Origin of the sequence: Buchnera aphidicola (Chaetogeoica yunlongensis), assembly GCA_039829965.1 — a bacterium.
In the GTDB taxonomy this organism is placed as follows: Bacteria; Pseudomonadota; Gammaproteobacteria; order Enterobacterales; family Enterobacteriaceae; genus Buchnera_B; species Buchnera_B aphidicola_BA.
Genome location: CP139909.1, coordinates 181,667 through 206,620, shown reverse-complemented (window position 1 = coordinate 206,620; position 24,954 = coordinate 181,667). Strand labels below are relative to the sequence as shown.

General features: G+C 24.3%; 19 protein-coding genes, 1 other RNA gene and 1 pseudogene. 12 read left to right on the top strand and 9 right to left on the bottom strand.

Annotation, left to right across the window (positions count from 1 at the left end; all coding sequences use genetic code 11):
• Positions 1–135 precede the first annotated feature (135 nt).
• A complete protein-coding gene (truA, locus tag UAR70_00925) occupies positions 136–933 on the bottom strand; it encodes a tRNA pseudouridine(38-40) synthase TruA (GenBank protein XBC39909.1) in 798 nt (265 codons plus the stop codon).
• Between the two features lie 241 nt (positions 934–1,174).
• On the opposite strand from truA, the gene dksA reads away from it, so the two are divergent.
• The 4 genes from dksA to thrC all read left to right on the top strand — a co-directional run bounded on the left by dksA (position 1,175) and on the right by thrC (position 7,093).
• The gene (gene dksA / locus UAR70_00920; protein XBC39908.1) at positions 1,175–1,630 is read left to right on the top strand and encodes an RNA polymerase-binding protein DksA; all 456 of its coding nucleotides are present in this window, start codon (positions 1,175–1,177) and stop codon (positions 1,628–1,630) included.
• A 764-nt stretch (positions 1,631–2,394) separates the two neighbouring features.
• Positions 2,395–4,848: a bifunctional aspartate kinase/homoserine dehydrogenase I gene (gene thrA, locus UAR70_00915; GenBank protein XBC39907.1), complete on the top strand. Its 2,454-nt coding sequence runs from the start codon at positions 2,395–2,397 to the stop codon at positions 4,846–4,848.
• A 19-nt stretch (positions 4,849–4,867) separates the two neighbouring features.
• Entirely contained in the window at positions 4,868–5,800 is a 933-nt protein-coding gene (thrB, locus tag UAR70_00910) for a homoserine kinase (GenBank protein XBC39906.1), read from the top strand.
• Positions 5,801–7,093 (top strand): threonine synthase, encoded by a 1,293-nt coding sequence (thrC, locus tag UAR70_00905; protein ID XBC39905.1) that lies wholly within the window; start codon positions 5,801–5,803, stop codon positions 7,091–7,093.
• Between the two features lie 75 nt (positions 7,094–7,168).
• On the opposite strand, the gene ychF is transcribed toward thrC, so the two are convergent.
• From ychF to UAR70_00890, 3 genes are all read right to left on the bottom strand, one after another.
• Positions 7,169–8,263 (bottom strand): redox-regulated ATPase YchF, encoded by a 1,095-nt coding sequence (gene ychF / locus UAR70_00900; GenBank protein ID XBC39904.1) that lies wholly within the window; start codon positions 8,261–8,263, stop codon positions 7,169–7,171.
• 32 nt (positions 8,264–8,295) lie between these two features.
• Positions 8,296–8,907, bottom strand: coding sequence for an aminoacyl-tRNA hydrolase (gene pth / locus UAR70_00895; GenBank protein XBC39903.1), 612 nt, complete (start codon positions 8,905–8,907; stop codon positions 8,296–8,298).
• Between the two features lie 105 nt (positions 8,908–9,012).
• Positions 9,013–9,630 carry a Fe-Mn family superoxide dismutase gene (locus UAR70_00890; protein XBC39902.1) on the bottom strand — a complete coding sequence of 206 codons (618 nt, stop codon included), beginning with the start codon at positions 9,628–9,630 and terminating at the stop codon, positions 9,013–9,015.
• A gap of 219 nt (positions 9,631–9,849) precedes the next feature.
• Between UAR70_00890 and rnt the strand changes: the two genes are divergently transcribed.
• Positions 9,850–10,509 carry a ribonuclease T gene (rnt, locus tag UAR70_00885; protein XBC39901.1) on the top strand — a complete coding sequence of 220 codons (660 nt, stop codon included), beginning with the start codon at positions 9,850–9,852 and terminating at the stop codon, positions 10,507–10,509.
• 63 nt (positions 10,510–10,572) lie between these two features.
• On the opposite strand, the gene grxD is transcribed toward rnt, so the two are convergent.
• Complete coding sequence (grxD, locus tag UAR70_00880; protein ID XBC39900.1) at positions 10,573–10,914, bottom strand: Grx4 family monothiol glutaredoxin; 342 nt, start codon at positions 10,912–10,914, stop codon at positions 10,573–10,575.
• 115 nt (positions 10,915–11,029) lie between these two features.
• Here grxD and ssrA point away from each other — a divergent pair.
• Positions 11,030–11,405, top strand: a transfer-messenger RNA (tmRNA) gene (gene ssrA / locus UAR70_00875).
• 53 nt (positions 11,406–11,458) lie between these two features.
• Here ssrA and nadK read toward each other — a convergent pair.
• Positions 11,459–12,340: an NAD(+) kinase gene (gene nadK, locus UAR70_00870; protein ID XBC39899.1), complete on the bottom strand. Its 882-nt coding sequence runs from the start codon at positions 12,338–12,340 to the stop codon at positions 11,459–11,461.
• Positions 12,341–12,389: 49 nt separating this feature from the next.
• Here nadK and grpE point away from each other — a divergent pair, with 49 nt between their 5' ends.
• Positions 12,390–13,043, top strand: a complete 654-nt coding sequence (grpE, locus tag UAR70_00865; GenBank protein ID XBC39898.1) for a nucleotide exchange factor GrpE — start codon at positions 12,390–12,392, stop codon at positions 13,041–13,043.
• A gap of 69 nt (positions 13,044–13,112) precedes the next feature.
• Here grpE and ung read toward each other — a convergent pair.
• Positions 13,113–13,783: pseudogene (ung, locus tag UAR70_00860) on the bottom strand (uracil-DNA glycosylase).
• A 234-nt stretch (positions 13,784–14,017) separates the two neighbouring features.
• Between ung and UAR70_00855 the strand changes: the two are divergent.
• A complete protein-coding gene (locus UAR70_00855) occupies positions 14,018–14,626 on the top strand; it encodes a redoxin domain-containing protein (GenBank protein ID XBC39897.1) in 609 nt (202 codons plus the stop codon).
• A gap of 200 nt (positions 14,627–14,826) precedes the next feature.
• On the opposite strand, the gene UAR70_00850 is transcribed toward UAR70_00855, so the two are convergent.
• Positions 14,827–15,789, bottom strand: coding sequence for a DUF2076 family protein (locus UAR70_00850; protein XBC39896.1), 963 nt, complete (start codon positions 15,787–15,789; stop codon positions 14,827–14,829).
• A 391-nt stretch (positions 15,790–16,180) separates the two neighbouring features.
• Here UAR70_00850 and gyrA point away from each other — a divergent pair, with 391 nt between their 5' ends.
• From gyrA to yfaE, 4 genes are all read left to right on the top strand, one after another.
• Positions 16,181–18,712, top strand: a complete 2,532-nt coding sequence (gene gyrA / locus UAR70_00845; protein ID XBC39895.1) for a DNA topoisomerase (ATP-hydrolyzing) subunit A — start codon at positions 16,181–16,183, stop codon at positions 18,710–18,712.
• A gap of 188 nt (positions 18,713–18,900) precedes the next feature.
• Positions 18,901–21,186 carry a class 1a ribonucleoside-diphosphate reductase subunit alpha gene (gene nrdA / locus UAR70_00840; protein XBC39894.1) on the top strand — a complete coding sequence of 762 codons (2,286 nt, stop codon included), beginning with the start codon at positions 18,901–18,903 and terminating at the stop codon, positions 21,184–21,186.
• 75 nt (positions 21,187–21,261) lie between these two features.
• Positions 21,262–22,392 (top strand): class Ia ribonucleoside-diphosphate reductase subunit beta, encoded by a 1,131-nt coding sequence (gene nrdB, locus UAR70_00835; protein ID XBC39893.1) that lies wholly within the window; start codon positions 21,262–21,264, stop codon positions 22,390–22,392.
• 10 nt (positions 22,393–22,402) lie between these two features.
• Entirely contained in the window at positions 22,403–22,666 is a 264-nt protein-coding gene (gene yfaE / locus UAR70_00830; protein ID XBC39892.1) for a class I ribonucleotide reductase maintenance protein YfaE, read from the top strand.
• Between the two features lie 112 nt (positions 22,667–22,778).
• Here the strand turns inward: yfaE and pta are convergent, their stop codons facing one another.
• The gene (gene pta / locus UAR70_00825; protein XBC39891.1) at positions 22,779–24,941 is read right to left on the bottom strand and encodes a phosphate acetyltransferase; all 2,163 of its coding nucleotides are present in this window, start codon (positions 24,939–24,941) and stop codon (positions 22,779–22,781) included.
• Positions 24,942–24,954: the final 13 nt, after the last annotated feature.

The following is a 24,954-nucleotide window of genomic DNA, read 5'->3' as shown; positions in this document are numbered from 1 at the left end:
TCTAAAAACAATCATTTTATAATTTATTTTAAAATATTTTAACTTTTATACTCAAATTCTAAAAAAATAAAATTAATAAATTTAGTATGATATATAAATCATATATAAAATTTTTAAAAACTCACCACAAAGAATTCATATAAAAAAAGGGCCGATAGGGATATTCGGTAATTTAAATAAAGAAGAATATGTAACTTGAACTAAATATAATCCATTAGGTTTGACTGTTAAAATAGAAAAATTTTTATTTTTAGACTTTAAAATATCTTTTATCCAAAAATCTTTTTTTCTAGAAGTACCTACCTCCAATAAACATCCAACAATCTTTCTTACCATATGATGTAAAAAAGAATTAGCAATAATATCTATTATTACTAAATTACGTTGTACTCTAAAAATATTTAAATATAAAATTCTTCTAATAGGAGTATTAGATTGACATCTACTAGATCTAAATGCAGTAAAATCATGTTCTCCTACTAAATATTTTGCTGCCAAATTCATACTTGTAATATTTAATTTTTTATAGAAATAATATAATCCCTGATAAAAAATTGATGATCGGTAGTAATGATTGTATATAACATATCGATATCGACGAGATAACGCACTATAACGTGCATGAAAATCGTCAGGCACATCATGTTTCCATATTACTGAAATATCATTAGGTAAATAGCTATTTACACCAATGACCCAAGAATAATTACTTCTAATAGCATAAGTATAAAAATGTACTACTTGTCCAGTACTATGAACACCTGCATCAGTTCTTCCTGCGCAATATACTCGAATAGGATGATCAGCTATAATAGATAATGCAAATTCTATTTTTTCTTGAATATTTGATGCAAAACTTTGATATTGCCATCCATGATAAGCACTACCATTATATTCAATACCTAAAGCTACTTTAAAAATTTTTTTTTTCATTTGATTTAAATAAAAAAATAAATTCAGTTAAAATTGTAAAATGGTTTTATGTAATTAAAAAAAAACAAATAATTTTAATCACATGTTACGTATTAATTACATAAAATGAAATATAGTTGTTAAAATTTATAAAAAATATATACTTTTATATTATCAAAAATACTAAAAAATAGAAAGTACGAAAAAAATTATATAATCCTCAACAACAAATTAATATAATTTCAAAATGAGATATAACCTTATGCAACAAAAAAATAATAAAAAACAATCATCATTAAATATATTATTTATAGCAGGAGTACAACCTTATCAAAATGAAAAACATGAAAAATATATGAATCCTAAACAAATTTATCATTTTAAAAAAATACTTATTGCTTGGAAAAATCAATTAAAAACAGATATCTCTACAACGCAACTAAATATACAAGATAAAGCCACAAATTATCCTGATCCAATAGATAGAGCTGTACAAGAAGAAGAATTTAGCTTCGAATTACGTCATCGAGATAGAGAAAGAAAATTAATAGAAAAAATTGAAAAAACACTTTATAAAGTAGAAACAAAAGAATTTGGATATTGCGATGCATGTGGAATAGAAATAGGAATTAAAAGACTCGAGGCTAGACCAACAGCTAATTTATGTATAGATTGTAAAACACTTTCCGAAATTCGTGAAAAACAAACACAAGGATAAAAAATATAAAAAATAATACACTTTTAGTGAACGGGAAATTACCCGTTTCACTTCTAATAAATAACACTTAAATATTAATAATTCAGTTATTTTTATAATCTAATTTCATTAACAATTGTTCATATTATTAACATTTAAACAATTCAATTAAAAAAAAATAGTATAATTAAACTATAATTAAAAATTTTTAAGTACATTTACAAAACATTTATTAACAATTCTAAAGACTGATAAAATAATTTATAATAAATATAATTTTAAAATTTATTTTATAAGATATAAAATTAATTAACAAATTTTTAAAATCAATTCAATAAAATTAAAAATATATTTTTTATGTTATAAAAAATTAATTTCTAAATAAAATTTTTATTGTTAAAAAATGTTCTCAACATTAAAAACCAAAATAATTTTTAACAATTCTTTAAAATAAAATTACACTATTTTTAAAATCGACATTTAATCTTATACTAAATAACAGAATTTCTAAATAAATATAATTATTTCCTTTAAAAAAAAACATAATAATATTAAAATTCTATTTATAATTATTATTAACAAATATATTAAAAATTAATAAAAACATACTCTTAAATATTTATTACATTAATACAATCTAAAATTTATATTTAAATTAATCTTTATTATTAAAATAATCACAAAAAAATAGTACAAAAATCTAAAAAAAACTAAATTAGAATTAATGCTTACACTTTAATCAGTGTGAGCTTTTTTAATATAAATATGTTAGAGAATAAATAAATATGAAAATACTTAAATTTGGCGGAACTTCATTATCTAACGCAAAAAATTTTTTCAATGTGGTAACTATTATCGAAAAAAAATCACAAACAGAACAAGTTGCTGTAGTATTATCAGCACCAGAAAAAATTACTAATTTATTAGTATCCACCATCGATAACCGAAAAGACAAAAAAAAAATTTCAATTATAATTGACGAAATCAAAAATTTTTTTTTAAAATTAGTTTATGATATTAAACAAATAGAAAAAAAAATTATTGATACAAAAATTCTAGAAATAATTAATAACAAATTTTTAAAACTTAACCATCTATTTCAAGAAATTTATTTTTTAAAAAAATGTCCAGATAATATTAAAGCTAAAATAATTTGTTTAGGAGAATATTTATCTGTTGCTATTATTAATGTAATTTTAAAAGCAAAATTACATAATATTACAATCATTAATCCTGTTAAAAAATTTTTAGCAAAAGGAAATAATTATCTAAATGCTAGCATAGATATAAAGATATCTCAGTCCAAAATTCATTCTATGAATATCCCAAAAAACCATATAATTCTAATGGCTGGTTTCACAGCTGGAAATAAAAAACAAGAAACAGTAATACTAGGAAGAAATGGATCAGATTATTCTGCAGCTATATTATCAACATGCTTCAAAAATAGTACGTGTGAAATTTGGACAGACGTAGATGGAATATATACATGTGATCCAAAAATAATTTCTAATGCTAAATTATTGCCAACTCTATCTTATCAAGAAGCAATAGAACTATCCCATTTTGGAGCTAAAGTTTTACATCCAAGAACTATATATCCATTAAAAAAATATAACATTCTATGCAAAATAAAAAATACACATAATCCATCAGCTATTGGAACTAAAATTGTACATAATAACTATAATAATGAATGTAATTCTATAAAAGGTATTACTTATCTTAACGATGTTACCATGTTTATAATTTCTAGTTATAATAGAAATACTATGATAGATGTGATTCCAAGAATCTTCTCTTGTATATCGTTAGCTAAAATTTGGGTTATTATAATAAATCAAGCAAGTGCCAACAACTCAATTAGTTTTTGTATACTTACTACTGAATCTAAAAAAACTTTAGATGTATTAAACAATACATTTGAATTCGAATTAAAAAATAAATTATTAAAACCCATAAAAATAATAAATAAATTAGCAACTATTTCTATTGTAAATTCAAATACACAATCAGAAACTGAAATTTCTAAAAAAATTTTTTCATCACTTAAAAAAGTTAATATAAACACCATTGCAATTTCAAAAGGATCATCAAAACTTTCCATTTCTATAGTAATAAAAAACAAAAACGTCATCTTAGGAATGAGAGCTATACATCAAGAAATATTTAGCAATAAAAATACTATTGAAATATTTTTAATTGGCATAGGTGGAATTGGAAAAACATTTTTACAACAACTAAAAAAACAAACACAATATCTACATTCTAAAAATATATTTCTTAAAATTATTGGAATATCAAATTCTAAAAACTGCATTATAAATCCAAATGGACTAAATCTAAAAAATTGGGAAGAAAATATAAACAAAATTCAACATCCATTTAATCTTCAATATTTACTTAACAAGATAAAAAATCATTATTTAATTAATCCAACAATAATAGATTGTACATCAAATCAAAATATAGCAAATCAATATGTATCCTTTATCAATGCTGGATTTCACGTTGTTACTCCAAATAAAAAAGCTAATACTTCAAATTTAATCTACTATAAAAAAATAAGATCAGCATTAATAACATCTAAAAAAAAATTTTTTTACGATACCAATGTAGGAGCAGGACTACCTGTAATAGAAAATCTAAAACAACTACTAAATACCGGAGATAAGTTAATACATTTTAAAGGAATTTTGTCAGGATCATTATCATTTATTTTTGGTCAATTAGAAGATGGTATCACATTATCTCAAGCCACAAAAAAAGCGCAAACTCTAGGATTAACTGAACCACATCCAAAAGACGATCTATCTGGAATTGATGTCGCACGAAAACTATTAATCTTAGCTAGAGAAGTAGGATATGAACTAGAATTAAAAGATATAAAAATTGAACCTCTATTGCCCAAAGAACTTTATAAAATATCCAACGTAAATGATTTTATAATTAAACTAAAAGATTTAGATGAAACATTTTTAAATAAAGTTAAAAAAGCAAAAAAATCAGGCAATCATTTAAAATTTATTGGAATAATAAACAAAGATGGAAATTGTCAAGTTAAATTAGATGAAGTTCATAAAAATGATCCATTATATAACGTTAAAAATGGAGAAAATGCATTAGTATTTTATAGTAAATACTATCAACCACTTCCGCTAATTTTAAGAGGTTACGGAGCTGGAAACAACGTAACAGCATCAGGTATATTTTCTGATGTACTTCGAATATTATCATAATATACAAGGAAAATTAAAAATGATAAAAGTTTATGCTCCTGCATCCATTGGAAATGTAGGAGTAGGTTTTGATATTCTAGGTGCAGCTATTGCACCAATAGATGGCTCTTATTTAGGAGATTTCATAACTATTACTACTGCCAAAAAATTTAATTTAATAAATAAAGGTATATTTTCATATCAATTACCTGTTGATGTTAATAAAAATATAGTATGGAAATGTTGGAATCTGTTTTGTTCTATATTAAAAAGAACTCTTCCTATTTCAATTATTCTTGAAAAAAACATGCCTATAGGATCAGGTTTAGGATCGAGTGCTTGTTCTATTGTAGCGACAATAGTTGCTATGAACAAATTTTTTAATAATCCTATTAATAATATTAAACTACTAAAACTAATGGGGAAATTAGAAGGAGAAATTTCAGGAAGTACACATTATGATAATGTTGCTCCAGCATATTTAGGAGGACTACAATTAATTATAAAAAAAAATAATATAATATGTCAAAATATATCAATTTTTAAAGATTGGTTTTGGATTATTGCCTGGCCAGGTCTAAAAGTATCCACAGAAAAAGCCAGGAATTTATTACCATTAAAATACAGCAAAGAAATCTGTATACAACATAGCCAAAATTTGGCTGGATTCATTCATGCTATATATACCAATCAACCACGTCTTGCTTCAATGTTAATAAATGATGTCATTGCTGAACCTTACAGAATGAAATTACTTCCTAATTTTATAGAAACAAAGCAAAAAATTAAAAATATAGGAGCAATTGCATGTGGAATTTCTGGATCAGGACCTACAATTTTTGCAATTTCAGATAATCTAAACGTTTCTAATAAAATTTCTAAATGGTTAACTAAAAATTATCTTCAAAACGATCAGGGATTCGTTCATATTTGTAAGTTAGATACCATTGGAGCTCGTACTATAGGACTATAAATGAAATTATATAATCTTAAAAACAATAACGAAATAGTTAATTTTTCTCAAGCTGTAAAATTGGGTTTAGGTAAAAATCAAGGATTATTTTTCCCTAAAAAATTACCAATCCTCAACAACGAAGACCTTACACAACTACTCAACATGAATTTTTTAAAACGTAGTAGTAAAATTCTATCCATGCTGATTGGAAATGAAATTAATTATTATAAATTACAAACACTGGTCAAAAATGCATTTTCGTTTACAGCACCTAAAATAGTATTTGTATCTAAAAATATCGCTTGTTTAGAACTATTTCATGGCCCTACCTTAGCTTTTAAAGATTTTGGAGCTAGATTTATGGCTCAAATTATATCTTTTTTAAATTGCGATAAAAATGATACTATTACTATTTTAACAGCTACATCAGGAGATACAGGAGCAGCAGTAGCACATGCCTTTTTTAAAATGAAAAACGTAAGAGTTATTATCTTATATCCAAAAGGAAAAATAAGTCAATTACAAGAAAAATTATTTTGTACTCTAGGTGAAAACATTACAACTATTTCAATCAACGGAAGTTTTGATGAATGTCAAAATCTAGTTAAACAAGCATTCAACGATATCGAATTAAAAAAAGAAATAGGTTTAAATTCAGCAAATTCTATTAATATTAGTCGACTATTAGCACAAATTTGTTACTATTTCGAAGCGTTTTCCTTAATAAATAAAAAACAAAAAAATAATTTAATCATCTCTGTACCATGCGGGAATTTTGGAAATCTAACAGCTGGACTATTATCGAAATCATTAGGATTACCTATAAAATCATTCATTGCATCTACAAATTTAAACGATACAGTTCCACGCTTTCTTAAAACAGGTGTTTGGAAACCTTATCCTACCATATCTACTATTTCCAATGCTATGGACATTAGTCAACCTAACAATTGGATAAGAGTAGAAGAATTATTTAAACGAAAAAAATGGTTGTTACAAGATTTAAAATTCAAAAGTATATCAGATGAACTAACTAAAGACAGTTTAAAGGAATTAGCTCAATTAGGTTATATATCAGAACCTCATGCAGCAATAGCATATTATACATTAAAACATAAATTAAAAAAAAATGAATTTGGATTGTTTTTAGGAACAGCTCATCCTGCAAAATTTAAAAACACTATAGAAAAAATATTAAATATTAACTTGTTGTTACCATCAGAACTACGTAATCCAATTAAACTACCACTCTTATCCTACAATATAAATCCAGATTTTGTAAAATTAAGAAACTTCTTACTAACAAAATAATCTAGTTATTTTATAGAGAGAGATTTTCTCTCTATATACAAATAAAATTACGAAAAATAATACTCATATAAAAATTTACACTTTATATAAAACGTAAACAATATCACCATCACAAATAAAATATTTCTTTCCTACTGTTTTCATTTTTCCTAATTTTTTAGATTGTTTATCACCATATTTAATAAAATCACAATAAGAAATTATCTGAGCTCTAATAAAACCCCTACTAAAATCAGAATGAATACATTTTACAGATTTATAAATAAACGAATTTTTAGTAGTTATCCAAGCTCTAACTTCTTTAGAGCCTGCTGTAAAAAAAGTCACTAAATTTAATGAATGAAATCCTAACAAAAAAATTTCATTTAATTTTTCATTGATTATATTTTTCTTAGAAAATAAAGTATTTTTATTCAATAAATTATCTTGCAAAATATCATTCATTTCATCTAAAAATATCTTAACTACTGCAGCATTACATTCACCTCGTATAAAATTAATAGTTTCTTTTTCATATATATTATTAAACATACTTTCTCTATTCATATTTAAAATATATATCATAGGTTTTAATGTAATTAATCTTAAATGATTTACTAAAAAAAAATCTTCTGTTGTTAAATTTAAAGATCTTAAACTTCTATTTCGTTCTAAATGATCAATAAAACGCTTTAACATTAATATTTCTTTTTTAATCTTTGAATTTGTATCAAATAAATTTATTTTTTTAAGTTTAATAAGTCTATTATGACATACTTCAAGATCTGCTAATATAAGCTCTAAATTAATAACATTAATGTCTTGTATAGGTTCTATCTTTCCATAAATATGAGTGACATTATCATTTTTAAAACAACGCACAACATGAAGTATAACATTAGTATCTTTAATATGATCTAAAAACTGATTACCTAATCCTTCACCTTTATGTGCATTTTTTACTAATCCAGCAATATCTACTAATTCAATAATAATTGGAATAACTTTATCTGATAAAACTATTTTAGAAAGTTTAAAAAGACGACTATCAAAAATTGGAACTTTACCAATATTAGGTTTAATAGTACAAAAGGGAAAATTTTCTGCTGGAATTTTTAATCTAGTTAATACATTAAAAATAGTAGACTTTCCTACATTAGGTAAACCTACTAAACCAAATTTCACTTCCATAATATATTTAACCTTACTATAACAAATATCATTTATAGTTTTCTATTAAAATCAAGTCTCAAATTAATATCTAAAATACTATTCATAGAAATATTATTATCATTTTCTATTAAATAACAAAAAGTATTTATTGAATTATATATCGATTGTTTAATTAATATTAATTCAGATTTTGTAGGTCTAGATAAAACAAAATTTGAAATTTTTTCATATATGTTTTTAGGTCGACCAATACCAATTCTAACTCTTAAAAAATTTATATTACTACCTAATATAGAAATAATATTTCTCAGTCCATTATGTCCATTATGAGAACATCCTAATTTAAATTTTAAAACACCTGGCATTAAATCTAATTCATCATGTACTACTAATATTTCATTTAATTTTATATTATAATATTTTAATATAGAAGATACTGATACACCACTTAAATTCATAAACGTATTTGGAATCAATAAATAGATCTCTTTAGACAAGAGATCGATTTTAGAAAAATAACCTAAAAATTTTTTATTTTTTTTTAATTTTTTATTATATTTAAAAGCTAATTCTTGAATAAACCACGCCCCAATATTATGACGAGTATGATCATATTTTTCAATTGGATTAGCTAAACCAACTATTAATTTAACTCTCTTCAAATATTTTTCCATTTTAAAAAAAATATAAATTTATTTATTCTATATCAAAAATATATTAACATAACACTGTCACTTTTAAATATTTTAAAACTATAAGCGTTAAATTTATTTTTCAAAAAATCTAGTACTAATTTCATCCCAATTAACTACGTTCCAAAATGAATTAATATAATCTATACGATTATTTTTGTATTTTAAATAATATGCATGTTCCCATAGATCTAAACCTAAAATAGGTTTTCCTGAAACACCTGATATTTTTATTCCCATCAATGGATTATTTTGATTAATAGTTGAAGCAATATATAAAGTATTATCATCCCGCTTAATTAACCATATCCAACCAGAACCAAAATGATTCATAGCTTTCTGTTCAAAAGCATTTTTAAAACTCTCAAATGATCCAAAATTTTTCTTTAATACATCTTCAAAATCACAATTTAAAATAGAATTAGTTTTTAACCCAGTCCAAAATAAAGTATGGTTAAGATGTCCTCCGGAATTATTTTGTAGTGATAATTTATTGTCAATAACCATTATATTTAAATTTGAAACTAATTCCTGAATAGATAAATTGCAATAAGAAGTATTTATAAGAATATTATTGGTATTATTTATATATGTTTGATGATGTTTAGTATGATGAATTCTCATTGTTTCTTCATCAAAATGTGGTTCTAAAGCATCATAAGAATATTTTAATGACGGTAATTTATACACCATATTTCAAGCACCTCTTTTATTTTTTACACAAACAAAGATCAACCTATAAATAAAATTCTAAACTCTAATTTAATAACATAAAATTTTATTTATTTAATAAATTAAAGTCTATAGTATCAATATTACCATTTAAATTCTATAAATTTTATAGTAAAATTAAAATATATTTTATATAAAAATATAAACATCTTTAATAAATTTTTAAAAATGAGACTCTACATGCAATATAATAATTCAAATTATTTTTTAAGAAAAAGATTTAGAACATTTTATCCAGTAGTACTGGATATAGAAACAGCAGGATTTAATCCAAAAACCGATGCTATATTAGAAATAGCTATTATGACACTTAAAATGAATAAATTAGGATTTCTAGAAAAAGAACATTTATTACATTTTCATATTAAACCTTTTAAAGGAGCTAAAATAGATAAAAATTCAATTTTATTTCATGGAATAGATCCATTTAGCCCACTCAGAGGTGCAGTTAGCGAATATAAAGCTCTTAATTCTATATTTAATTTAATTAAAAAAGAAATTAAATTAAATAAATGTACAAAAAGTATTATAGTTGCTCATAATGCCATTTTTGACTATAATTTTTTAACTGCTGCTATAACACGAACAGGAATAAAAAACAATCCTTTTCACTCATTTGTTATATTTGATACAGCTACATTAAGTGGATTAGCATTAGGTCAAACCGTTCTTGCACGCGCTTGTAAATCAATTGGATTAACTTTTGATAATAATCAAGCGCATTCTGCTTTATATGATACACAAAAAACAGCCGAATTATTTTGTTTAATTGTAAATCGATGGAAAACATTGGGCGGTTGGCCACCCAATGATAGAAATCATACTAAATTACTTGACTAGCTGATAATTCATTCATACACAATTTTATTATAATTTTATAAAAATAAATAAATATCCGATATATTATTCATTTTTATTAATATTTTTTTCTGTGCTACTGTTAGTAATAAGTCGTTTTAATTCTCCTGTTTCAAATAATTCTAAAATAATATTACACCCACCAATTAACTCTTCATTTATCCATAATTGAGGAAAAGTAGGCCAATTAGAATATTTAGGTAATTCTAGCCTAATATCTGGATTTTCAAGGACATCTACGTATGCAAATTTTTTCCCACATTTAGAAAGTGCTTCAATAGCTTGAGAAGAAAATCCACAACTAGGAGAATTAGGAGATCCTTTCATATAAATTATAATTGGATTCACTTTAATTTGATTTTTAATCTTTTTTATAACATCATTCATATGAATTAATAACCTCTCTACTATCCATTTAAAAAATTATATTATTTGATATATAACAAACAGTTGAAAATTATTTAAATATGTTGTATAATTCAATGATTTTTATAATTAATTAGGGGCTGATGTTGGATTCGACAGAATTATTGAAAACTGCAGTGCATGTCGAGGAATGGTTTGCCTCGTTAAAAAGCCATAAAAAAATAGTAGCAAAACAAGAAAAATACGCTTTAGCAGCCTAATAATCTGTATAAAGCCCTTCTTTTTTATAACTTTTCTCTTGAAGTTTAAACTGAAAATATAAGAAGGTCAATTTAAAAGAGATCGCAAAATAAATTTATTTTGAAAATTTATATTGCTAAATAATACTTTCAGAATATATATCTATAATTTGTCTATAAATTCATAGATACAAAAAAAAAATATAGACTAAACATGTAGTACTAACGTCGTAAAAATTTTGGACGCGGGTTCGATTCCCGCCAGCTCCAACTAAATTTACATTTATAATAATTAATCTAATAAATAAAACTATAATTTTAATTTATTACATACACTTTTTAGACCAATTCAATTTAGAATTTAAAGTGTCAAAATAATTATAGTTTTTAGGATGTAATAAATGTAAAAAATTTTTACTCTTACTTATAAAAATATTATCGTTTTCACTGACTGAAACAACCGTTTGACTATCACAACTAATTTTAAATTCAAAATCTAAATTGCTAACCACCTTAAAAAAAATAACACTGGAACTATCAATTACTAATGGACGAGAAGATAAAGTGTGTGGAAACATAGGAACTAATACCATTGCTTCTAAAGAAGAAACAAGAATCGGCCCTCCAGCTGATAAAGAATATCCAGTTGATCCAGTAGGAGTAGCAATAATTAATCCATCTGCTCTTTGAGCAAAAGAAAATTCGTTATTTATATAAACTTCAAAATCAATCATATAAGCAACATTTCCAGAATGCAGCACGACTTCATTTATAGCTTGATTTATCAAATAAGAACCATCATCTTTAATAACTTTGAGTTCTAATAAAAAACGTTGTTCTACAAAATACTTTCCAGAAAGAACTTGAAATAGCTGTTGCAATGCAGTATCAGGATTCAAATCAGTTAAAAATCCTAATGTACCACGATTAATCCCAATTATTTTAATATCATAATAAGATAAAACACGAGACGCTCTTAACATATTCCCGTCCCCACCAACTACTATTGCTAAATCGCATTTAATACCTATATTATCTAAAGAATCGATATTTATATCTTTTAATTTTAATTTAGATGCAACTTCATGTTCAAAAATTACATTGTAACCCTGATTTATCAACCAACTATATAAAAATTTATGCGTATTTAATGCTTGACGGTGACGAGGACAACCAATAATACCAATAAAATTAAAGTATTGTTTCACAAAAATAGTTTCCTTATAATAAATTGTATTCAACATACAAAATATAAACATGAAATACTGTATATCTTGTTTTTATAATAAGCAAACAAAAAATAATATTAATACTAAAGGAATACATATGAATGACATAATTAAAAAAAAAAAATCTATTAATCTTAAAGAACAAGATTATAAAAGTAATAAAAACGTAGTTGAAGATGAAAAGAATAAAAAACAAATATACGAAAAAAATATTAATGAACTAAACAAAAAAATACTAAAAATTAAAAAAAAAATTCATGATATAAACATAAGAGAACAAGCTGAAATAGAAAATATAAAAAAAAACCATCAAAAAAAAATAACAGAAATAAAAAACATAAAACTTAAAAACTTTTTCAAAGATTTAATTCCAATTATTGATAATTTTAAAAAGATAAATAAAAATGTTAATGAAACAGGTATTAAAGACCATAATATGATTCAAGGAATTCCATTAATATTAAAATCTCTACTAACTATTACTAATAAATTTGGATTAAAAGAAGAAGGAAGCCAAGGACATGTCTTTAATTTTTTATTACATAAAACTAAACAAAATACAAAAATTTTAGATTCCAAAAAATATTATATAACTGATGTACTACAACATGGATACACTTTAAATAATAATATTATTAGAAAAGCTCTAGTTGAAATATCAAATAAAAAAAATAATACTTAAAATACTCATATTATATTTCTGAATAAATTCAAAAAAAACAAAACACATCAATACCAATAACATTAAAAACTAAAATAACCAATTAATAGGACTTTTTTTTTGACGAATTAAAATTTTATTTGTTTTTGAAAAATGGCGGCATCCAAAAAATCCTCGATGTACTGACAATGGTGATGGATGTGACGCCAAAAAAACATGATGCTTACTTTGATCTATTAAACACAATTTTTTCTTTGCTTTATCTCCCCATAATAAAAACACTATACCATCACAATACAAGCTAATATATTTTATAACTTGATCAGTAAAAATTCCCCATCCTAATTTTTCATGAGATCCGGGTTGTTCTGATACCACCGTCAACACCGAATTTAACAATAAAACTCCTTGATATGCCCACGATTCTAAACAACCATGTGAATAAATATGATTGCATCCTAAATCATTAATTATTTCTTTTTGAATATTTTTCAAAGAAGGAGGAATAGAAACATGTTTTTCTACAGAAAATGATAAACCATTAGCTTGATTAAATTTATAATAAGGATCTTGTCCAAGTATAACTACTTTAATATTTTTAAATTGAGTACATGAAAACGCGTTGAATACTTTTCCTTTAGGCGGAAAAACTAACTTACTTAATCTCTCTTTAGCTAACTTTTTAATAATATTAGTAAAATAATTTTTTTTTTTTCACTGCTTAATATATCAAACCAAGTAAAATACGCACGATTATTCATAATATACCTAACATACAACTGTCTAATATAAAACATTATTTTCATTATTCTATAAATAGAATATATCTACATGTTTAATTATTTATATTCTTTTAATATATAATTAACTATATAATATCAAATTTTAGATTTAATCTCTATCTTTATATAAATAAAATACTTTTTCAATTTATTGTTAAATTAAATATGATATACTAATATTTATATTCATATCAAAATGGAGATTCAAAAAATATGGTTTTAGTAACCTATCCAGCACCAGACTTTACAGCACCAGCTATCTTACCGAATGGAACTATAAATAACAATTTCAATTTTAAAGAATTTACCAATAATAAAACTACTATATTATTTTTTTGGCCTATGGATTTTACATTCGTATGCCCATCAGAAATTATAGCATTTAATCAAGCTCTTCCTGAATTTAATCAACGAAACGTAAAACTTGTTGGCGTTTCCATTGATTCAATCTATGCACATCAAGAGTGGAAAAAACAATTAACAAATAACAAAAAAATAAAAGAAATAAGTTTTACTATGGTGTCAGATATAAAACGAGAAATACAGCGTTCATACGGAATTGAACACCAAAAATTAGGAATCGCATTAAGAGCTACATTTTTAATTGATAAGAATAGAATTATTCGTCATCAAGTAGTAAATGATCTACCATTTGGTAGAAACATACAAGAAACTGTTCGAATGATAGATGCACTGCATTTAAACGAACAACATGGAGAAATATGTCCTGCTAATTGGGAAAAAGGCCAAATGAGCATGCAAGCAACAAAAGAAAGTGTTGCAAAATACCTAGATATGATTTCTTCTAATACAATCTATTAATTTAGAAAAATCTTTAAAACTATACTTGTTTATAAAATAATAAAACTACTAAAAACCAGCATAAAAAAATTTGTTGCTGGTTTTATAAAATTTAATTAAACAAATCATTACTACTTTTTTTATTTCTAACATTAAATATAATAAACCACAAATTAATCTATTTTATACTTAAAAATAAAACCAAAAACTATATTTTTATCTTATATAAAAGTTTCGTCATCAACATCACTGAAACTATCGCTAGAATCATTACTATTATCTTCATGACTACTTACAACATTATAAAAGTTATTATTGTCATCACGATTATTAATAACATTTTCGCTATAATTTTGTAAAGAATCAGAATGATTATTGTATTCAAAATTATTACGATTATCTAAAATTTTCTCATTACTATCTTGTTCACCTTCATTTTTTAAATCTTCTACAAAAGTATGATCTTCTCGAGAAGAATTATCTCCAAAAAAATTATCTTCTTTATCATGAGAATTAAAAAATGAAAAAGATTCATTTTCAGAATTTACATAAACAGGAGAAAAATCATCTCTACTAATATGACTAATGATTTCTTCTTCAGGTCTTTTGTTTTGAAATAAATTCATTAAAACATTAGCCATTACCATACCACCAGCTACACCTGCTGCTGTTTGTAAAGAACCACTGAGAAAACTAGACATAGGAGAAGACACATTAGAAGCAGCTGAAGTATAACCACCACCAACACCACCCGTTACAGGGGAAGAAACTCTTCCAAAATTAGATGATGGTGACTCTAAATTTCCATTATTACAACCAGTGTTAGATGATAAATTAGAAGGAATATTTTTACAATTATCACTTGTTAATTTCTGACTATTGTAATTTTTTAACTTCTTTTTAGATTTAAATAAACCCGATAAAAAACCAGATGATTTATCTTTAATATCTGTTTCTTTCAAAGATATTTTCTTTTCTAATTCAGAATTTTTCTCACTTAGTTTTTTTATTGCAGTTTCTTGAATTAAAATCGTTTGAACCATATAATAAGATACATTACTATATTTTTTAAACAAATCACTTATCAATTTTTCAGCTTCATTATCTCTGTTTGGAAAATCATGTTCAGTTTTATGAAACCGTACAAACAAGTTCTCTATTAACCTTTGTTCTTCACTATTCATAATAAAAAACCTCATTTTATAAAAAAAACATACTTTTTTTTATTACTTAAATAGAGTCAATAAAATGGTTAAATTAAAGCATATTTTTTAAATTTAAAAAAATTTAAAATAACATTTACATATTAAAAAAATTAAAAATATTTAACAGTTTATCATACATTATATCAAAATGTAATACAACATCTTTATAAATGAACAATAATACATGATAAAATATTTGTTATAATTCACTACTCTCAATAAAAACAATAAGTATTTTTTTAAATAAAAACTATTTATTTTTAAAATATTAAGGTACAAAATACTTACAATAATATCTTTTAATATATACTTTAATATTATTTAATTAAAATTAAATTACTTCAAAATAAAATCCTTAGAGAAAAACTTCATGCAAGATATTGCCAAAGAAATTATAAAAATAAATCTAGATGATGAACTAAAACAATCATATTTAGATTATGCTATGTCAGTTATTATTGGACGAGCTTTACCCGATGTACGAGATGGTTTAAAACCTGTTCATAGAAGAATATTATTTGCTATGAAAATACTAAACAATGATTGGAATAATAAATATAAAAAATCTGCAAGAATAGTAGGTGATGTTATCGGAAAATATCATCCACATGGAGATTCAGCTGTATATGATACAATAGTAAGAATGGCACAACCTTTTTCATTAAGATATACATTAATTGATGGACAAGGTAATTTTGGATCTATAGATGGTGATTCAGCAGCAGCAATGAGATATACAGAAATAAAAATGTCTAAAATTGCATATGAATTACTAAGCGATTTAGATAAAGATACAGTTCCATTTTCCCCTAATTATGACGAAACAGAAAAAATTCCAGACGTTTTACCAACAAAAATCCCTAATCTACTTATCAATGGATCTTCTGGAATAGCAGTAGGAATGGCTACTAATATACCACCCCATAATCTTACAGAGATTATCAATGGATGTTTAGCTTATATTGATAACGAAAATATTTCTCTTCAAGAACTTATGCAACACATACCAGGACCTGATTTTCCTACAGCTGGATTAATCAATGGAATAAACGGAATAGAAGAAGCATATCGCACTGGTAAAGGAAAAATTTATATTCGAGCTAAAAACAAAATAGAAATCCACCAAAAAACAAAAAAAGAATCTATAATAATTTCAGAATTACCTTATCAAGTCAACAAGGCGCGAGTTATAAAAAAAATAGCTGATTTAGTCAAAGAGAAAAAAATAGAAGGTATTAGTACATTACGAGATGAATCAGACAAAGATGGAATGAGAATTGTAATTGAAGTTAAAAAAGAAATGAAATCAGAAATTATTTTAAATAAACTTTTTTCTTTAACACAATTAGAAACATCTTTTGGAATTAATATGGTAGCATTAATTTATGGTCAACCTAAAATAATGACATTGAAAGAAATATTATATGCTTTTATAAATCATAGAAGAAAAATAATTTCTCGAAGAAGTCTTTTTGAATTAAAAAAAATACAAAAAAAGATACATATACTTGAAGGATTAATGATATCTTTAGAAAATATTGATATAATTATAAACTTAATAAAAACTTCATCTACATTAACCGAAGCTAAAAAAAAATTAAAGAAAAAAAATTGGTATTCTAAAAACTCAAAATACATAAAAATAATAAAAAATAATACTTTTTCTTCTGAATTTTATAAAACATCATTTCTCTCCATACAGCAAGAAATATTAATATTCACTAAAGAACAAATTCAAGCTATTCTAGATTTGCGTCTTCAAAAATTAACTAATCTAGAATATTCAAAAATAATTTCTGAACACCACAAACTTTTTAGAAAAGCACAAAATTTAAATAATATTTTACAAAATTCATTTGAACTAACTAAAATTATGAAAAATGAATTAATAAATATAAAAAATAGCTTTGGAGACAAACGACGTACAAAAATAAATATCAACTACTCCGATATTAATGTTTCAGATATGATTAATAAAGAAAATGTAATTATTACATTATCATATTCTGGATACGTAAAATATCAACCACTATCTAGTTACGAAGCACAAAAAAGAGGAGGAAAAGGAAAATTAGCAGTTAAAACTAAGGAAGAAGATTTTATAGCCAATTTACTAGTAGCTAGTACTCATGATACTATACTATGCTTTTCTAGTAAAGGAATTCTATATTGGATGAAAGTTTATCAATTACCGGAAGCTAGCAGACATGCACGTGGACGCCCTATTGTAAATCTATTACCTCTACAACCAAAAGAAAGAATTACAGCAATACTACCCATTCCAAAATACAAAGATAACATAAACATATTTATGGCAACTGCTCAAGGAATAGTAAAAAAAACTAGTTTATATGAATTCAAAAATCCAAGAACTAAAGGAATCATTGCTATCAGTTTAAAACCAAATGATGAATTAATTGGAGTATCTCTAACGAAAGGTAATGATACCATTATGCTTTTTACAGCTAATGGAAAAGCTGTTCATTTTTCTGAATTATTAGTTCGAAAAATGGGAAGAAATGCTATAGGTGTTAAAGGAATCAAAATAAAAAAATCAGATAAAGTAGTGTCTTTAGTAGTTCCAAAACAAAATGGAAATATATTAATGGTTACAGAACACGGATATGGAAAAAGAACTGAAATACATGAATTTCCTATTAAATCTAGAGCTACACAAGGAAGTATTGCAATAAAAATAACAAAAAAAAATGGAGTTATGATTGGCACCATGCAAGTTATAAATAAAGATCAAATCATGATCATTACCAATGCAGGAACATTAGTACGAACTCGAGTATCAGAAATTGGAATATTAAAAAGAAACACACAAGGAGTAATTCTTATTAGAACCTCCAAACAAGAAAAAGTAGTAGCTCTACAAAAAGCTAATGCACTTTTTTAAAATAAATACTAATATTACATTATACTAAAAACATGATTGTTTTTTTTTAATTAACTAAAATAATTTTTTATACTTCTTATTAATACTAAAAAAATACTTCTTAAACATAATGTATAATATAAAAATCTTGTGTGAAATATTATCAATAAAATAAATTTATATTCTAAATTTTAAATTTGGTAAAACATATGAATCAAATGTTATTTGTTACAAAAAGAAATGGTAAAATAGAATTAATCAACTTAGATAAAATTCATAGAGTTCTAAACTGGGCATCACAAGGATTAGAAAATATTTCCATATCACAAGTAGCACTCAAATCCAGAATACAATTCTATAATAATATCAAAACAACAGTTATACATGAAACAATTATTAAAGCAGCAGCTGATTTAATTTCAGAAAACGCACCAGATTATCAGTACATGGCTGCTAGACTAGCTATATTTCATCTTAGAAAGAAAGCATTCGGACAATTTAATCCACCTACATTATATAACCACGTTAAAAAAATGGTAAAATTGAAAAAGTACGATGCACATTTACTTAATGATTATACTAAAAAAGATTTTTTAATCATGGATAATTTTATCAAACACTATCGAGATATGAATTTTTCATATTCAGGGGTAAAACAGTTAGAAAGAAAGTATTTAATACAAAATAGAATTACTAAAAAAATTTACGAAAGTGCACAATTTTTATATATGTTAATATCTGCTTGCTTGTTTTCAAAATATCCATCAAAAACTAGAATGAAATACATCAAAGACTTCTATAATGCAATTTCTAAATTTAAAATTTCTTTACCAACACCTATTATGGCTGGACTAAGAACACCTACAAAACAATTCAGTTCATGTGTATTAATTGAAACAGAAGATAGTTTAAATTCAATTAATGCAACAACTAGCGCTATTGTTAAATATATTTCTCAAAGAGCAGGAATAGGTATCAACGCAGGAAGAATTAGAGCATTAGGAAGTCCTATTAGAAATGGAGAAACATTTCATACAGGATGTATACCATTTTATAAACACTTTCAAAGCGCCGTAAAATCATGTTCTCAAGGAGGAATAAGAGGAGGTGCTGCAACCATATTTTATCCAATATGGCATCTTGAAATAGAAAATCTACTTGTTCTTAAAAACAATCGAGGAATAGAAGAAAATAGAGTAAGACATATAGATTATAGTGTACAATTAAATAAATTAATGTATAAACGTCTAATATTAGGAAAACATATTACTTTATTTAGTCCTTCAGATGTCCCAAATCTATATGATTCTTTTTTTAATAATCAAAAAAAATTTGAATCTTTATACGTAAAATATGAAAACGACAATACCATTAGACAAAAAAAAGTACAAGCATTATATTTGTTCTCATTAATGATGCAAGAAAGAACTTCAACAGGAAGAATATACATACAAAATGTTGATCATTGTAATTCTCATAGCTCTTTTAATTCAGAAATTGCACCAATACGTCAATCTAATTTATGTTTAGAAATTACTTTACCTACTAAACCCTTAAATGATATCAATGATAAAAATGGAGAAATTTCACTTTGTACTTTATCAGCAATAAATTTAGGATCTATAAAAACACTTACAGATTTATCTGAAATATCTAATTTAATAGTTAGAGCTCTAGACTCAATACTAGATTACCAACAATATCCTATTATAAGCGCTAAAAAATCTGCTTTATCAAGACGAACTCTAGGAATTGGAGTTATAAATTATGCTTATTACTTAGCAAAAAATGGAGTAAAATACTCAGATGGAAGTGCAAATAATTTAACACATAAAACCTTTGAAGCAATACAATACCATCTACTTACAGCATCATATAAATTAGCAAAAGAAAAAGGAACTTGTACATGGTTTAATCATACAAACTATTATAAAGGAATTCTACCTATAGATACATATAAAAAAAGTGTAGATAAGATATGCCAAGAACCGCTACATTTAAATTGGGAAAAACTAAGAAAAAAAATAAAAAAATATGGATTAAGAAATTCTACATTATCAGCACTAATGCCATCAGAAACTTCATCACAAATTTCCAATGCCACTAACGGAATAGAACCTCCTAGAGGATTTATAAGTATTAAAGCATCAAAAGAAGGAATGTTACGACAAGTAGTTCCAGAGTACAAAAATCTAAAAGATAAATACGAATTATTATGGAATATGCCAAATAATACAGGATATTTACAATTAACTAGCATTATGCAAAAATTCATTGACCAATCAATTTCTGTAAATACAAATTACGATCCAAAATTATTTCCTAATAATAAAATCCCCATGAAACAATTAATACTAGATCTATTAACAGCATATAAACTAGGAATAAAAACATTATATTATCAAAATACTCGAGATGGTGCAAAAGACAATCAAACTGATAACATACAATTAAATCATAACCATCATTGTAACGATGGAGCTTGTAAAATATAAATAAAACAAAAAACTTATATTTTATATTTTAAAAACTATAAAATTATTTACATTACCACTACTATCTGGATACATATGGCTTACACTACATTCTCTAAAAATAAAAATGATCAACTGTCAGAACCTATGTTTTTTGGACAATCTGTTAATATTTCAAGATATGATCAACAAAAATATGAAATATTTGAAAAATTAATCGAAAAACAACTATCCTTTTTTTGGAGACCTGAAGAAGTAGATTTATCAAGAGATTTTATAGATTTTCAGAATCTTCCAGAAAATGAAAAACATATTTTTATTAGTAATTTAAAATATCAAACACTATTAGATTCCATTCAAGGAAGAAGTCCAAATATTGCATTGCTTCCTATTGTTTCATTACCAGAGTTAGAAACATGGATAGAAACTTGGTCATTTTCAGAAACTATACACTCTAGATCATACACTCATATTATTAGAAATATTATAAATACACCTTCTTTAGTATTTGATGATATTATCAATAATAAAAATATAGCAAATCGAGCAAAAGATATCTCAAAATACTATGATGATCTCATAGAAATCACTAGTTATTGGCATCTATTTGGTTCAGGATATCATAACCTCAATGGAAAAAAAATAAATGTGAATTTATACGAGTTAAAAAAAAAATTATATCTATGTTTAATTAGCGTAAACGCATTAGAAGCTATTAGATTTTATGTTAGTTTTGCTTGTTCTTTTGCATTTGCTGAAAGAGAAAAAATGGAAGGAAATGCTAAAATAATTCGATTAATTGCAAGAGATGAAGCATTACACTTAACAAGCACCCAACATATTTTAAATATTTTACAAAACGACAAAAATAATGAAAACATGTCAGAAATAACAAAAGACTGTTCAGAAGAATGTTATAATTTATTCATTAGAGTTGCTAATCAAGAAAAAACATGGGCTAAATACTTATTTCAAAACGGATCTATGTTGGGTTTAAATCAAGAAATACTATCTCAATATATCGAATATATTACAAATATTCGTATGAAAGCAATAGGACTACCATTACCATTTAAAATTACATCTAACCCAATTCCATGGATTAATTCATGGCTAATATCAGACAATGTTCAAGTAGCGCCTCAAGAAATAGCTGTCAGTTCATATCTAGTTGGACAAATTAATTCAGAATTTGATAGTTCTGATTTTAAAAAATTTAAACTATAAATAAATATATATGTGTTTTTCAAAAATTAAAATTTTAAATAAAAATAACGTCATTTACTATAAAAAAACAAATATAGCTTTAATTACTATATTTGAAATACACAATATTTTTATAAATTCAGAATGCAGACAAGGTTATTGTGGAACATGTAGAATTCAATTATTAAAAGGGAAAATTATTTACAATAAAAACTTACCATTAGCCTCTTACAAACCTGGTGAAATTTTCCCATGTTGTTGTATAGCTAATGGAAATATTTTAGTAAATTTTTAAAATAAAACACATATTACTACTTAATATATCAAATATTCTACTAAATAATTTTCATTAACATTAAAAATTCACATATTAAATTTTAGTAAATATATTTTTCATAATTTTTATTTTATATTATATTAGATCCAGATTGAACTGCTGTAACTGCAATAGTATAAATTATATCTTGAACTGATGAACCTCTAGATAAATCATTAACTGGTCTATTTATTCCCTGAAGAATTGGTCCAATAGCTATAACTCCAGTAGAACGTTGAACAGCTTTATAAGTAATATTACCAGCATCAAGATCCGGAAATATAAAAATTGTTGCTTTACCAGAAATAAAAGAGTTTGAACATTTAAGTTTAGATACAATCTCACTGACAGCTGCATCATATTGTATTGGACCATCAATTACTAAATCAGGTCTAGATAGTCTAGTTATCTCTGTTGCATTTTTTACTTTATCTACAGAACTACCCAAACCAGAGCTTCCTGTAGAATAAGATAACATTGCAATTTTAGATTCTATTCCAAATAAACTCGCAGTATTAGAAGATTGAATTGCTATTTCTGATAATTGAATAGCAGTAGGATTAATATTTATAGCGCAATCCGAATACAATACTACATGATCTGGCAACAACATAAAAAAAACAGAAGATATCAAAGAAGAATTTTTAGATGTTTTTATTAATTGCAGCGCTGGAAGAATAGTACTAGAAGTAGTATTTACAGATCCAGACACTACACCATCCACTTCTTGTGCTTCTAATAATAAAGTAGATAAAATAGAATCATCTTTTACTAATTCGTTAGCTTGAAAAGTAGTTATATTATTTTTTTTTCTTAAATATAATAAACGTTCTACATAATTTTTCCTAATTAATTTTGGATCCAAAATAGTTACATTGGAATTTAAAACAATATTATTAGATATAGCTATATTTCTAATTTCACTAGGATTCCCTAATAAAGTACAATAAGCTAAATTACTACTCGCACAAATAGATGCTGCCTTAATAATTCGTAATTCATTTCCCTCTGGAAGAAGAATATGTTTCATAGATTTTTTTGCTAACTTTTTTAAAGAGTATATAAATAAAGGTGGAGTAGGATATTTATATTTTACAAAAAAATCAACAGATTTAGTAAATCTAATCCAATTTATATCAATGTACTTAGGTATATAATTTCTAATCATATTTAATCTATCAATACTATTAGAACATTTAAAATTAAATTTATATAATAATGAAATTACAGTTAAAATATTATCTGAAGTAATATATATAGTAAAATCTAATTTTTTAAATATACTCATAATATCATTATATCGTTTATTAGAATTAGAAAAACTAGTCAATAGAACAGCACTAATTAAACTATTATTTTTTATATAATTAAATAAAATTTTAATTTTAGAACTACTAAATACATTTGATACAATTATTAAAGAATAATCTAAGTTAATTGTACGATCAAAAATTTCATTTTCATCATATATAAAAAATTTTTTGATATACTTAAAATCTACAGATGAATACTGAATTATATTCGCATTTAAATACTTACAACATACATCTTTAACTAAAGGCTGTATTAATTTATTAAACCATGGAATACATCCTAATATTTTTATATTATTTTTTTCAAATAAAAGTTTGTGATGAAAAAAATCTGAACGTATTCTTTTGTCTGTAAATTGAAAAATATCAAATAAATTAAAAGATATAAGATTATTCATTTGATTAACCATTATTTCATTTACAATTATTCCTTTTATATTTAAATTTGTATCTTTTCTAAATACCCTATTAATAATATTAATTACATTATTAGTGTTAAAAAAATTATTTTTTTCTAAAGAACAAAAAAAAATAATTTCTGCATTAAGACTTTTAGCAATATCATAATTAATTTCACTAAAAACCAAAAAATTTTCAGGTCTAATATTTATTCCTTCAATTAACAATACATCATATTTAATATTTTTATCAAATATTTTTGATAAAACATAATCTATAATTTTTTGTCTATTTTGTGATAAAGAATAATTGCTATTTATATCAGCTATAAACGGATCAATATAATCAACAAAATTAGCATCTCTTATAATTTTAGAAGTATCATCAATATCCACATTTTTAATATTAAAGTTTTCAACTAAAGATTTTAAAAATCTAACAACCACTTTTTTTTGATGCAATGATTCAATTAATCCTAAACTTACAGTTGTTAATCCAATATTTTTCCCTAATGGAATTAACATTATCACTCGTTTTGTCATAAATCTCTCCTTA

What these genes read in the sequence shown, in the direction of transcription:
- thrC (XBC39905.1), top strand. Translation starts at nt 5,801, where the DNA reads ATGAAATTATATAATCTTAAAAACAATAACGAAATAGTTAATTTTTCT.
- yfaE (XBC39892.1), top strand. Translation starts at nt 22,403, where the DNA reads ATGTGTTTTTCAAAAATTAAAATTTTAAATAAAAATAACGTCATTTAC.
- rnt (XBC39901.1), top strand. Translation starts at nt 9,850, where the DNA reads ATGCAATATAATAATTCAAATTATTTTTTAAGAAAAAGATTTAGAACA.
- UAR70_00855 (XBC39897.1), top strand. Translation starts at nt 14,018, where the DNA reads ATGGTTTTAGTAACCTATCCAGCACCAGACTTTACAGCACCAGCTATC.
- thrB (XBC39906.1), top strand. Translation starts at nt 4,868, where the DNA reads ATGATAAAAGTTTATGCTCCTGCATCCATTGGAAATGTAGGAGTAGGT.
- UAR70_00850 (XBC39896.1), bottom strand. Translation starts at nt 15,789, where the DNA reads ATGAATAGTGAAGAACAAAGGTTAATAGAGAACTTGTTTGTACGGTTT.
- dksA (XBC39908.1), top strand. Translation starts at nt 1,175, where the DNA reads ATGCAACAAAAAAATAATAAAAAACAATCATCATTAAATATATTATTT.
- thrA (XBC39907.1), top strand. Translation starts at nt 2,395, where the DNA reads ATGAAAATACTTAAATTTGGCGGAACTTCATTATCTAACGCAAAAAAT.
- ychF (XBC39904.1), bottom strand. Translation starts at nt 8,263, where the DNA reads ATGGAAGTGAAATTTGGTTTAGTAGGTTTACCTAATGTAGGAAAGTCT.
- gyrA (XBC39895.1), top strand. Translation starts at nt 16,181, where the DNA reads ATGCAAGATATTGCCAAAGAAATTATAAAAATAAATCTAGATGATGAA.
- grxD (XBC39900.1), bottom strand. Translation starts at nt 10,914, where the DNA reads ATGAATGATGTTATAAAAAAGATTAAAAATCAAATTAAAGTGAATCCA.
- pta (XBC39891.1), bottom strand. Translation starts at nt 24,941, where the DNA reads ATGACAAAACGAGTGATAATGTTAATTCCATTAGGGAAAAATATTGGA.
- nrdA (XBC39894.1), top strand. Translation starts at nt 18,901, where the DNA reads ATGAATCAAATGTTATTTGTTACAAAAAGAAATGGTAAAATAGAATTA.
- nrdB (XBC39893.1), top strand. Translation starts at nt 21,262, where the DNA reads ATGGCTTACACTACATTCTCTAAAAATAAAAATGATCAACTGTCAGAA.
- grpE (XBC39898.1), top strand. Translation starts at nt 12,390, where the DNA reads ATGAAATACTGTATATCTTGTTTTTATAATAAGCAAACAAAAAATAAT.
- truA (XBC39909.1), bottom strand. Translation starts at nt 933, where the DNA reads ATGAAAAAAAAAATTTTTAAAGTAGCTTTAGGTATTGAATATAATGGT.
- UAR70_00890 (XBC39902.1), bottom strand. Translation starts at nt 9,630, where the DNA reads ATGGTGTATAAATTACCGTCATTAAAATATTCTTATGATGCTTTAGAA.